Source organism: Photobacterium sp. DA100 (genome assembly GCF_029223585.1).
In the GTDB taxonomy this organism is placed as follows: domain Bacteria; phylum Pseudomonadota; class Gammaproteobacteria; order Enterobacterales; family Vibrionaceae; genus Photobacterium.
Genome location: NZ_CP119423.1, coordinates 3509523 through 3522883 on the forward strand (window position 1 = coordinate 3509523; position 13361 = coordinate 3522883).

Genomic DNA, 13361 nt, shown 5'->3' on the forward strand with positions numbered 1-13361 from the left:
GATAGAACTATTAGTATTGAATTTTAAAAATTCAATTTACTAGTCAGCTTTCCAGATTGTTAAAGAGCATGTGTTTATCGTTAGATAACCACTTTCTAATGATTTTCGGCGGCAAAAAAGCGGACCCAACAAAGTTAACCTTCATTGAATCTGCGTATCCGTGCAGAAAATGATTAGAGAGTGGTGGGCGATACCGGGCTCGAACCAGTGACCCCCTCCTTGTAAGGGAGGTGCTCTCCCAACTGAGCTAATCGCCCTCCGATGTTTTACATCTTCAAAGGAGAAGATGGTGGGTCGTGCAGGATTCGAACCTGCGACCAATTGATTAAAAGTCAACTGCTCTACCAACTGAGCTAACGACCCGTGGCGTCCCATAGGGGAGTCGAACCCCTGTTACCGCCGTGAAAGGGCGGTGTCCTAGGCCTCTAGACGAATGGGACTAAGTGTTTTCAGGTTTGGGTACCTGAACATGTTCTCTACTTTTCGACCAAGCAATCTGTGTGGACACTGCATAAAACGCAGTCATATCGTTAAGGAGGTGATCCAGCCCCAGGTTCCCCTAGGGCTACCTTGTTACGACTTCACCCCAGTCATGAACCACACCGTGGTAAACGCCCTCCCGAAGGTTAAGCTATCTACTTCTGGTGCAGCCCACTCCCATGGTGTGACGGGCGGTGTGTACAAGGCCCGGGAACGTATTCACCGTGGCATTCTGATCCACGATTACTAGCGATTCCGACTTCATGGAGTCGAGTTGCAGACTCCAATCCGGACTACGACGTACTTTCTGGGATTCGCTCACTCTCGCAAGTTGGCAGCCCTCTGTATACGCCATTGTAGCACGTGTGTAGCCCTACTCGTAAGGGCCATGATGACTTGACGTCGTCCCCACCTTCCTCCGGTTTATCACCGGCAGTCTCCCTGGAGTTCCCACCCGAAGTGCTGGCAAACAAGGATAAGGGTTGCGCTCGTTGCGGGACTTAACCCAACATTTCACAACACGAGCTGACGACAGCCATGCAGCACCTGTCTCAGAGTTCCCGAAGGCACCAATCCATCTCTGGAAAGTTCTCTGGATGTCAAGAGTAGGTAAGGTTCTTCGCGTTGCATCGAATTAAACCACATGCTCCACCGCTTGTGCGGGCCCCCGTCAATTCATTTGAGTTTTAATCTTGCGACCGTACTCCCCAGGCGGTCTACTTAACGCGTTAGCTCCGAAAGCCAGTGTTCAAGACACCAACCTCCAAGTAGACATCGTTTACGGCGTGGACTACCAGGGTATCTAATCCTGTTTGCTCCCCACGCTTTCGCATCTGAGCGTCAGTCTTTGTCCAGGGGGCCGCCTTCGCCACCGGTATTCCTTCAGATCTCTACGCATTTCACCGCTACACCTGAAATTCTACCCCCCTCTACAAGACTCTAGCCTGACAGTTCCAAATGCTATTCCGAGGTTGAGCCCCGGGCTTTCACATCTGGCTTAACAAGCCGCCTGCATGCGCTTTACGCCCAGTAATTCCGATTAACGCTCGCACCCTCCGTATTACCGCGGCTGCTGGCACGGAGTTAGCCGGTGCTTCTTCTGTTGCTAACGTCAAACACTGCCGCTATTAACGACAATGCCTTCCTCACAACTGAAAGTGCTTTACAACCCGAAGGCCTTCTTCACACACGCGGCATGGCTGCATCAGGGTTTCCCCCATTGTGCAATATTCCCCACTGCTGCCTCCCGTAGGAGTCTGGACCGTGTCTCAGTTCCAGTGTGGCTGATCATCCTCTCAGACCAGCTAGAGATCGTCGCCTTGGTGAGCTCTTACCTCACCAACTAGCTAATCTCACCTGGGCTAATCCTGACGCGAGAGGCCCGAAGGTCCCCCTCTTTGCTCCGAAGAGATTATGCGGTATTAGCCATCGTTTCCAATGGTTATCCCCCACATCAGGGCATATTCCCAGGCATTACTCACCCGTCCGCCGCTCGCCGCCCATAACGTCCCCCGAAGGTTCAGTCATGTCGCTGCCGCTCGACTTGCATGTGTTAGGCCTGCCGCCAGCGTTCAATCTGAGCCATGATCAAACTCTTCAATTAAAGTTTTGGCTCAATGAATACTGTTAATCCATTACCGAAGTAATGAATGAATTGACTGTGCCGAATCTTGCGATTCGATTTGGTCACTCAGTTTCATTGATAATTCTTTTTGACTATCATTTCACGAGTGCCCACACAGATTGCATGGTCAAATTGTTAAAGAACATATTGCCTTTCAGTGCCTTAGCACTTAAGCAGGACGCGTATAATACGCTACTCACTTTGAAAGTCAACATAAAACTCTAAGAAAACTTAAAGCTCTATGGTGACTTGCTTACGTTGTAAGCAAGTGCAAATTTAAAGCCTGGCGATGTCCTACTCTCACATGGGGAGGCCCCACACTACCATCGGCGCTATTACGTTTCACTGCTGAGTTCGGCATGGGATCAGGTGGGTCCATAATGCTATGGTCGCCAAGCAAAATTCTTACAATCTCGAAAGCTGATGTTCTCGCACTACATTCAAGTGCTCATGGAGTCCGTAAAACCCCTTGGGTGTTGTATGGTTAAGCCTCACGGGCAATTAGTACAGGTTAGCTCAACGCCTCACAACGCTTACACACCCTGCCTATCTACGTCGTAGTCTCCAACAACCCTTCAGGAACCTTATAGGTTCAGGGATGACTCATCTTGAGGCTCGCTTCCCGCTTAGATGCTTTCAGCGGTTATCGATTCCGAACTTAGCTACCGGGCAATGCGTCTGGCGACACAACCCGAACACCAGAGGTTCGTCCACTCCGGTCCTCTCGTACTAGGAGCAGCCCCTCTCAATCATCCAACGCCCACGGCAGATAGGGACCGAACTGTCTCACGACGTTCTAAACCCAGCTCGCGTACCACTTTAAATGGCGAACAGCCATACCCTTGGGACCGACTTCAGCCCCAGGATGTGATGAGCCGACATCGAGGTGCCAAACACCGCCGTCGATATGAACTCTTGGGCGGTATCAGCCTGTTATCCCCGGAGTACCTTTTATCCGTTGAGCGATGGCCCTTCCATACAGAACCACCGGATCACTATGACCTGCTTTCGCACCTGCTCGAACCGTCATTCTCGCAGTCAAGCGGGCTTATGCCATTGCACTAACCTCACGATGTCCGACCGTGATTAGCCCACCTTCGTGCTCCTCCGTTACGCTTTGGGAGGAGACCGCCCCAGTCAAACTACCCACCAGGCACTGTCCGCACCCCGGATAACGGGGCGACGTTAGAACATCAACACTACAAGGGTGGTATTTCAAGGACGGCTCCACCAACACTGGCGTGCTGGTTTCAAAGCCTCCCACCTATCCTACACATGTAGGGTCAATGTTCAGTGCCAAGCTGTAGTAAAGGTTCACGGGGTCTTTCCGTCTAGCCGCGGGTACGCAGCATCTTCACTGCGATTTCAATTTCACTGAGTCTCGGGTGGAGACAGCGTGGCCATCATTACGCCATTCGTGCAGGTCGGAACTTACCCGACAAGGAATTTCGCTACCTTAGGACCGTTATAGTTACGGCCGCCGTTTACCGGGGCTTCGATCAAGAGCTTCGACCGAAGTCTAACCCCATCAATTAACCTTCCGGCACCGGGCAGGCGTCACACCGTATACGTCATCTTTCGATTTTGCACAGTGCTGTGTTTTTAATAAACAGTTGCAGCCACCTGGTATCTGCGACTGCCAGCAGCTCCAAGAGCAAGTCTCTTCACCGCCGGCAGCGTACCTTCTCCCGAAGTTACGGTACCATTTTGCCTAGTTCCTTCACCCGAGTTCTCTCAAGCGCCTTGGTATTCTCTACCCGACCACCTGTGTCGGTTTGGGGTACGATTCCTTACTATCTGAAGCTTAGAGGCTTTTCCCGGAAGCATGGCATCAATGACTTCAGCACCGTAGTGCCTCGACATCGGGTCTCAGCCTTAAGTAATCCCGGATTTGCCTAAGATTACAGCCTACACCCTTGAACCTGGACAACCGTCGCCAGGCCCACCTAGCCTTCTCCGTCCCCCCATCGCAATAGTAAGAAGTACGGGAATATTAACCCGTTTCCCATCGACTACGCCTTTCGGCCTCGCCTTAGGGGTCGACTCACCCTGCCCCGATTAACGTTGGACAGGAACCCTTGGTCTTCCGGCGAGGGAGTTTTTCACTCCCTTTATCGTTACTCATGTCAGCATTCGCACTTCTGATACGTCCAGCACACCTTACGATGCACCTTCAACCGCTTACAGAACGCTCCCCTACCCAATACATAAAATGCATTGCCGCAGCTTCGGTGTATAGCTTAGCCCCGTTAAATCTTCCGCGCAGGCCGACTCGACCAGTGAGCTATTACGCTTTCTTTAAATGATGGCTGCTTCTAAGCCAACATCCTGGCTGTCTGAGCCTTCCCACATCGTTTCCCACTTAGCTATAACTTTGGGACCTTAGCTGGCGGTCTGGGTTGTTTCCCTCTCCACGACGGACGTTAGCACCCGCCGTGTGTCTCCCGGATAGTACTTACTGGTATTCGGAGTTTGCAAAGGGTTGGTAAGTCGGGATGACCCCCTAGCCTTAACAGTGCTCTACCCCCAGTAGTATTCGTCCGAGGCGCTACCTAAATAGCTTTCGGGGAGAACCAGCTATCTCCAGGTTTGATTGGCCTTTCACCCCTAGCCACAAGTCATCCGCTAATTTTTCAACATTAGTCGGTTCGGTCCTCCAGTAAGTGTTACCTCACCTTCAACCTGCCCATGGCTAGATCACCTGGTTTCGGGTCTAATCCTAGCAACTGTACGCCCAGTTAAGACTCGGTTTCCCTACGGCTCCCCTAATCGGTTAACCTTGCTACTAAAATTAAGTCGCTGACCCATTATACAAAAGGTACGCAGTCACCCCGAAGGGCTCCTACTGCTTGTACGTACACGGTTTCAGGTTCTATTTCACTCCCCTCACAGGGGTTCTTTTCGCCTTTCCCTCACGGTACTGGTTCACTATCGGTCAGTCAGGAGTATTTAGCCTTGGAGGATGGTCCCCCCATCTTCAGACAAGATAACACGTGTCCCGTCCTACTCGTTTTCACTGATAATGCGCTACCGGTTACGGGGCTATCACCCTGTATCGCTGTGCTTTCCAGCACATTCACCTGACGCAAAACTAGCTTAAGGGCTAATCCGGGTTCGCTCGCCGCTACTGCCGGAATCTCGGTTGATTTCTCTTCCTCGGGGTACTTAGATGTTTCAGTTCCCCCGGTTCGCCTCGCAACGCTATGTATTCACGTTACGATAACTGCTTATGCAGCTGGGTTTCCCCATTCGGAAATCCAAGAGTATAGTGATTCTTACCATCTTCTCTTGGCTTATCGCAGGTTAGCACGTCCTTCATCGCCTCTGACTGCCCAGGCATCCACCGTGTACGCTTAGTCACTTAACCATACAACCCCAAGAGGTCTTTCGTATGGCTCAACAACCAAGGTTGTTCATCTGAGTATGATGAACTGTGTTTCGCCGGACTCTTACACAAGACACTTGAATGTGTGTTGCTTGAGAACTCGTTCTTCATAAAGAAGAACAAAATAAATCAATCTATCGATTGAATTTACTAGTCAGCTTTCCAGATTGTTAAAGAGCATGTGTTTGTCTTTCGACATCCACTTTCTAAACACACTCACAAGAATGTTTTTAGAGAGTGGTGGAGCTAAGCAGGATCGAACTGCTGACCTCCTGCGTGCAAGGCAGGCGCTCTCCCAGCTGAGCTATAGCCCCATCGAAATACCGATACCGTCACCACATCCTCTGGGAGAAGAAGTGGTGGGTCTGAGTGGACTTGAACCACCGACCTCACCCTTATCAGGGGTGCGCTCTAACCACCTGAGCTACAGACCCGATACCGTATGTCTTTTACTATTAACCAAGCAATCTGTGTGGACACTGCATAAAACGCAGTCATATCGTTAAGGAGGTGATCCAGCCCCAGGTTCCCCTAGGGCTACCTTGTTACGACTTCACCCCAGTCATGAACCACACCGTGGTAAACGCCCTCCCGAAGGTTAAGCTATCTACTTCTGGTGCAGCCCACTCCCATGGTGTGACGGGCGGTGTGTACAAGGCCCGGGAACGTATTCACCGTGGCATTCTGATCCACGATTACTAGCGATTCCGACTTCATGGAGTCGAGTTGCAGACTCCAATCCGGACTACGACGTACTTTCTGGGATTCGCTCACTCTCGCAAGTTGGCAGCCCTCTGTATACGCCATTGTAGCACGTGTGTAGCCCTACTCGTAAGGGCCATGATGACTTGACGTCGTCCCCACCTTCCTCCGGTTTATCACCGGCAGTCTCCCTGGAGTTCCCACCCGAAGTGCTGGCAAACAAGGATAAGGGTTGCGCTCGTTGCGGGACTTAACCCAACATTTCACAACACGAGCTGACGACAGCCATGCAGCACCTGTCTCAGAGTTCCCGAAGGCACCAATCCATCTCTGGAAAGTTCTCTGGATGTCAAGAGTAGGTAAGGTTCTTCGCGTTGCATCGAATTAAACCACATGCTCCACCGCTTGTGCGGGCCCCCGTCAATTCATTTGAGTTTTAATCTTGCGACCGTACTCCCCAGGCGGTCTACTTAACGCGTTAGCTCCGAAAGCCAGTGCTCAAGGCACCAACCTCCAAGTAGACATCGTTTACGGCGTGGACTACCAGGGTATCTAATCCTGTTTGCTCCCCACGCTTTCGCATCTGAGCGTCAGTCTTTGTCCAGGGGGCCGCCTTCGCCACCGGTATTCCTTCAGATCTCTACGCATTTCACCGCTACACCTGAAATTCTACCCCCCTCTACAAGACTCTAGCCTGACAGTTCCAAATGCTATTCCGAGGTTGAGCCCCGGGCTTTCACATCTGGCTTAACAAGCCGCCTGCATGCGCTTTACGCCCAGTAATTCCGATTAACGCTCGCACCCTCCGTATTACCGCGGCTGCTGGCACGGAGTTAGCCGGTGCTTCTTCTGTTGCTAACGTCAAACACTGCCGCTATTAACGACAATGCCTTCCTCACAACTGAAAGTGCTTTACAACCCGAAGGCCTTCTTCACACACGCGGCATGGCTGCATCAGGGTTTCCCCCATTGTGCAATATTCCCCACTGCTGCCTCCCGTAGGAGTCTGGACCGTGTCTCAGTTCCAGTGTGGCTGATCATCCTCTCAGACCAGCTAGAGATCGTCGCCTTGGTGAGCTCTTACCTCACCAACTAGCTAATCTCACCTGGGCTAATCCTGACGCGAGAGGCCCGAAGGTCCCCCTCTTTGCTCCGAAGAGATTATGCGGTATTAGCCATCGTTTCCAATGGTTATCCCCCACATCAGGGCATATTCCCAGGCATTACTCACCCGTCCGCCGCTCGCCGCCCATAACGTCCCCCGAAGGTTCAGTCATGTCGCTGCCGCTCGACTTGCATGTGTTAGGCCTGCCGCCAGCGTTCAATCTGAGCCATGATCAAACTCTTCAATTAAAGTTTTGGCTCAATGAATACTGTTAATCCATTACCGAAGTAATGAATGAATTGACTGTGCCGAATCTTGCGATTCGATTTGGTCACTCAGTTTCATTGATAATTCTTTTTGACTATCATTTCACGAGTGCCCACACAGATTGCATGGTCAAATTGTTAAAGAACGTTGACTTTCAATGCCTTGGCACTTCGCGTCTCAGCAAGTCAGGAGGCGTATAATACGCGTTTCTGATATCCAGTCAAGACAAAATTTTCATCTTTTTTCGCAGTTGGCGAAAAAGTAAAAACCTTCTGTTGACGTCGCTCACATTGCAATCAGTCGGAGCGAAAGAAAAGCCCGCTGAACCCAGCGGGCTTATCCGTAATTCAAGCCTGGCGATGTCCTACTCTCACATGGGGAGGCCCCACACTACCATCGGCGCTATTACGTTTCACTGCTGAGTTCGGCATGGGATCAGGTGGGTCCATAATGCTATGGTCGCCAAGCAAAATTCTTACAATCTCGAAAGCTGATGTTCTCGCACTACATTCAAGTGCTCATGGAGTCCGTTAAAACCCCTTGGGTGTTGTATGGTTAAGCCTCACGGGCAATTAGTACAGGTTAGCTCAACGCCTCACAACGCTTACACACCCTGCCTATCTACGTCGTAGTCTCCAACAACCCTTCAGGAACCTTATAGGTTCAGGGATGACTCATCTTGAGGCTCGCTTCCCGCTTAGATGCTTTCAGCGGTTATCGATTCCGAACTTAGCTACCGGGCAATGCGTCTGGCGACACAACCCGAACACCAGAGGTTCGTCCACTCCGGTCCTCTCGTACTAGGAGCAGCCCCTCTCAATCATCCAACGCCCACGGCAGATAGGGACCGAACTGTCTCACGACGTTCTAAACCCAGCTCGCGTACCACTTTAAATGGCGAACAGCCATACCCTTGGGACCGACTTCAGCCCCAGGATGTGATGAGCCGACATCGAGGTGCCAAACACCGCCGTCGATATGAACTCTTGGGCGGTATCAGCCTGTTATCCCCGGAGTACCTTTTATCCGTTGAGCGATGGCCCTTCCATACAGAACCACCGGATCACTATGACCTGCTTTCGCACCTGCTCGAACCGTCATTCTCGCAGTCAAGCGGGCTTATGCCATTGCACTAACCTCACGATGTCCGACCGTGATTAGCCCACCTTCGTGCTCCTCCGTTACGCTTTGGGAGGAGACCGCCCCAGTCAAACTACCCACCAGGCACTGTCCGCACCCCGGATAACGGGGCGACGTTAGAACATCAACACTACAAGGGTGGTATTTCAAGGACGGCTCCACCAACACTGGCGTGCTGGTTTCAAAGCCTCCCACCTATCCTACACATGTAGGGTCAATGTTCAGTGCCAAGCTGTAGTAAAGGTTCACGGGGTCTTTCCGTCTAGCCGCGGGTACGCAGCATCTTCACTGCGATTTCAATTTCACTGAGTCTCGGGTGGAGACAGCGTGGCCATCATTACGCCATTCGTGCAGGTCGGAACTTACCCGACAAGGAATTTCGCTACCTTAGGACCGTTATAGTTACGGCCGCCGTTTACCGGGGCTTCGATCAAGAGCTTCGACCGAAGTCTAACCCCATCAATTAACCTTCCGGCACCGGGCAGGCGTCACACCGTATACGTCATCTTTCGATTTTGCACAGTGCTGTGTTTTTAATAAACAGTTGCAGCCACCTGGTATCTGCGACTGCCAGCAGCTCCAAGAGCAAGTCTCTTCACCGCCGGCAGCGTACCTTCTCCCGAAGTTACGGTACCATTTTGCCTAGTTCCTTCACCCGAGTTCTCTCAAGCGCCTTGGTATTCTCTACCCGACCACCTGTGTCGGTTTGGGGTACGATTCCTTACTATCTGAAGCTTAGAGGCTTTTCCCGGAAGCATGGCATCAATGACTTCAGCACCGTAGTGCCTCGACATCGGGTCTCAGCCTTAAGTAATCCCGGATTTGCCTAAGATTACAGCCTACACCCTTGAACCTGGACAACCGTCGCCAGGCCCACCTAGCCTTCTCCGTCCCCCCATCGCAATAGTAAGAAGTACGGGAATATTAACCCGTTTCCCATCGACTACGCCTTTCGGCCTCGCCTTAGGGGTCGACTCACCCTGCCCCGATTAACGTTGGACAGGAACCCTTGGTCTTCCGGCGAGGGAGTTTTTCACTCCCTTTATCGTTACTCATGTCAGCATTCGCACTTCTGATACGTCCAGCACACCTTACGATGCACCTTCAACCGCTTACAGAACGCTCCCCTACCCAATACATAAAATGCATTGCCGCAGCTTCGGTGTATAGCTTAGCCCCGTTAAATCTTCCGCGCAGGCCGACTCGACCAGTGAGCTATTACGCTTTCTTTAAATGATGGCTGCTTCTAAGCCAACATCCTGGCTGTCTGAGCCTTCCCACATCGTTTCCCACTTAGCTATAACTTTGGGACCTTAGCTGGCGGTCTGGGTTGTTTCCCTCTCCACGACGGACGTTAGCACCCGCCGTGTGTCTCCCGGATAGTACTTACTGGTATTCGGAGTTTGCAAAGGGTTGGTAAGTCGGGATGACCCCCTAGCCTTAACAGTGCTCTACCCCCAGTAGTATTCGTCCGAGGCGCTACCTAAATAGCTTTCGGGGAGAACCAGCTATCTCCAGGTTTGATTGGCCTTTCACCCCTAGCCACAAGTCATCCGCTAATTTTTCAACATTAGTCGGTTCGGTCCTCCAGTAAGTGTTACCTCACCTTCAACCTGCCCATGGCTAGATCACCTGGTTTCGGGTCTAATCCTAGCAACTGTACGCCCAGTTAAGACTCGGTTTCCCTACGGCTCCCCTAATCGGTTAACCTTGCTACTAAAATTAAGTCGCTGACCCATTATACAAAAGGTACGCAGTCACCCCGAAGGGCTCCTACTGCTTGTACGTACACGGTTTCAGGTTCTATTTCACTCCCCTCACAGGGGTTCTTTTCGCCTTTCCCTCACGGTACTGGTTCACTATCGGTCAGTCAGGAGTATTTAGCCTTGGAGGATGGTCCCCCCATCTTCAGACAAGATAACACGTGTCCCGTCCTACTCGTTTTCACTGATAATGCGCTACCGGTTACGGGGCTATCACCCTGTATCGCTGTGCTTTCCAGCACATTCACCTGACGCAAAACTAGCTTAAGGGCTAATCCGGGTTCGCTCGCCGCTACTGCCGGAATCTCGGTTGATTTCTCTTCCTCGGGGTACTTAGATGTTTCAGTTCCCCCGGTTCGCCTCGCAACGCTATGTATTCACGTTACGATAACTGCTTATGCAGCTGGGTTTCCCCATTCGGAAATCCAAGAGTATAGTGATTCTTACCATCTTCTCTTGGCTTATCGCAGGTTAGCACGTCCTTCATCGCCTCTGACTGCCCAGGCATCCACCGTGTACGCTTAGTCACTTAACCATACAACCCCAAGGGGTCTGTTCGTATGGCTCAACAACCAAGGTTGTTCATCTGAGTATGATGAACTGTGTTTCGCCGGACTCTTACACAAGACACTTGAATGTGTGTTGCTTGAGAACTCGTTCTTCATAAAGAAGAACAAAATAAATCAATCTATCGATTGAATTTACTAGTCAGCTTTCCAGATTGTTAAAGAGCATAACGCAAAAGCGTTAATCAATAACTGACGTTATTCATTAGCACTTTTGCTCATTCTAAAACCATTTCACCAAGCAATCTGTGTGGACACTGCGCAAACGCAGTCTATCGTTAAGGAGGTGATCCAGCCCCAGGTTCCCCTAGGGCTACCTTGTTACGACTTCACCCCAGTCATGAACCACACCGTGGTAAACGCCCTCCCGAAGGTTAAGCTATCTACTTCTGGTGCAGCCCACTCCCATGGTGTGACGGGCGGTGTGTACAAGGCCCGGGAACGTATTCACCGTGGCATTCTGATCCACGATTACTAGCGATTCCGACTTCATGGAGTCGAGTTGCAGACTCCAATCCGGACTACGACGTACTTTCTGGGATTCGCTCACTCTCGCAAGTTGGCAGCCCTCTGTATACGCCATTGTAGCACGTGTGTAGCCCTACTCGTAAGGGCCATGATGACTTGACGTCGTCCCCACCTTCCTCCGGTTTATCACCGGCAGTCTCCCTGGAGTTCCCACCCGAAGTGCTGGCAAACAAGGATAAGGGTTGCGCTCGTTGCGGGACTTAACCCAACATTTCACAACACGAGCTGACGACAGCCATGCAGCACCTGTCTCAGAGTTCCCGAAGGCACCAATCCATCTCTGGAAAGTTCTCTGGATGTCAAGAGTAGGTAAGGTTCTTCGCGTTGCATCGAATTAAACCACATGCTCCACCGCTTGTGCGGGCCCCCGTCAATTCATTTGAGTTTTAATCTTGCGACCGTACTCCCCAGGCGGTCTACTTAACGCGTTAGCTCCGAAAGCCAGTGTTCAAGACACCAACCTCCAAGTAGACATCGTTTACGGCGTGGACTACCAGGGTATCTAATCCTGTTTGCTCCCCACGCTTTCGCATCTGAGCGTCAGTCTTTGTCCAGGGGGCCGCCTTCGCCACCGGTATTCCTTCAGATCTCTACGCATTTCACCGCTACACCTGAAATTCTACCCCCCTCTACAAGACTCTAGCCTGACAGTTCCAAATGCTATTCCGAGGTTGAGCCCCGGGCTTTCACATCTGGCTTAACAAGCCGCCTGCATGCGCTTTACGCCCAGTAATTCCGATTAACGCTCGCACCCTCCGTATTACCGCGGCTGCTGGCACGGAGTTAGCCGGTGCTTCTTCTGTTGCTAACGTCAAACACTGCCGCTATTAACGACAACGCCTTCCTCACAACTGAAAGTGCTTTACAACCCGAAGGCCTTCTTCACACACGCGGCATGGCTGCATCAGGGTTTCCCCCATTGTGCAATATTCCCCACTGCTGCCTCCCGTAGGAGTCTGGACCGTGTCTCAGTTCCAGTGTGGCTGATCATCCTCTCAGACCAGCTAGAGATCGTCGCCTTGGTGAGCTCTTACCTCACCAACTAGCTAATCTCACCTGGGCTAATCCTGACGCGAGAGGCCCGAAGGTCCCCCTCTTTGCTCCGAAGAGATTATGCGGTATTAGCCATCGTTTCCAATGGTTATCCCCCACATCAGGGCATATTCCCAGGCATTACTCACCCGTCCGCCGCTCGCCGCCCATAACGTCCCCCGAAGGTTCAGTCATGTCGCTGCCGCTCGACTTGCATGTGTTAGGCCTGCCGCCAGCGTTCAATCTGAGCCATGATCAAACTCTTCAATTAAAGTTTTGGCTCAATGAATACTGTTAATCCATTACCGAAGTAATGAATGAATTGACTGTGCCGAATCTTGCGATTCGATTTGGTCACTCAGTTTCATTGATAATTCTTTTTGACTATCATTTCACGAGTGCCCACACAGATTGCATGGTCAAATTGTTAAAGAACATATTGCCTTTCAGTGCCTTAGCACTTAAGCAGGACGCGTATAATACGCTACTCACTTTGAAAGTCAACATAAAACTCTAAGAAAACTTAAAGCTCTATGGTGACTTGCTTACGTTGTAAGCAAGTGCCCTATTTGTCTTCACTTTTTAAAAGTGAAAATAAATTGGAAGCCTGGCGATGTCCTACTCTCACATGGGGAGGCCCCACACTACCATCGGCGCTATTACGTTTCACTGCTGAGTTCGGCATGGGATCAGGTGGGTCCATAATGCTATGGTCGCCAAGCAAAATTCTTACAATCTCGAAAGCTGATGTTCTCGCACTACATTCAAG

The 13361-nt window shown here is 51.2% G+C and carries 5 tRNA genes and 8 rRNA genes; all 13 read right to left on the bottom strand.

Annotated elements, in window-relative coordinates:
- Positions 1–181 precede the first annotated feature (181 nt).
- A tRNA-Val gene (locus tag PTW35_RS15950) sits at positions 182–257 on the bottom strand.
- Between the two features lie 30 nt (positions 258–287).
- Positions 288–363 (bottom strand) — tRNA-Lys (locus tag PTW35_RS15955).
- Between the two features lies 1 nt (position 364).
- A tRNA-Glu gene (locus PTW35_RS15960) sits at positions 365–440 on the bottom strand.
- Between the two features lie 91 nt (positions 441–531).
- A 16S ribosomal RNA gene (locus tag PTW35_RS15965) occupies positions 532–2083 on the bottom strand.
- Positions 2084–2385: 302 nt separating this feature from the next.
- Positions 2386–2501: ribosomal RNA gene (gene rrf / locus PTW35_RS15970) — 5S ribosomal RNA — on the bottom strand.
- A gap of 83 nt (positions 2502–2584) precedes the next feature.
- A 23S ribosomal RNA gene (locus PTW35_RS15975) occupies positions 2585–5471 on the bottom strand.
- A gap of 256 nt (positions 5472–5727) precedes the next feature.
- Positions 5728–5803: transfer RNA gene (locus PTW35_RS15980), tRNA-Ala, on the bottom strand.
- Positions 5804–5846: 43 nt separating this feature from the next.
- Positions 5847–5923: transfer RNA gene (locus tag PTW35_RS15985), tRNA-Ile, on the bottom strand.
- Positions 5924–5992: 69 nt separating this feature from the next.
- Positions 5993–7544, bottom strand: a 16S ribosomal RNA gene (locus PTW35_RS15990).
- A 370-nt stretch (positions 7545–7914) separates the two neighbouring features.
- A 5S ribosomal RNA gene (gene rrf / locus PTW35_RS15995) occupies positions 7915–8030 on the bottom strand.
- Positions 8031–8114: 84 nt separating this feature from the next.
- Positions 8115–11001, bottom strand: a 23S ribosomal RNA gene (locus PTW35_RS16000).
- 310 nt (positions 11002–11311) lie between these two features.
- Positions 11312–12863: ribosomal RNA gene (locus PTW35_RS16005) — 16S ribosomal RNA — on the bottom strand.
- 334 nt (positions 12864–13197) lie between these two features.
- A 5S ribosomal RNA gene (gene rrf / locus PTW35_RS16010) occupies positions 13198–13313 on the bottom strand.
- The 16S, 23S and 5S rRNA genes sit together here with 5 tRNA genes alongside, the layout of an rRNA operon.
- Positions 13314–13361: the final 48 nt, after the last annotated feature.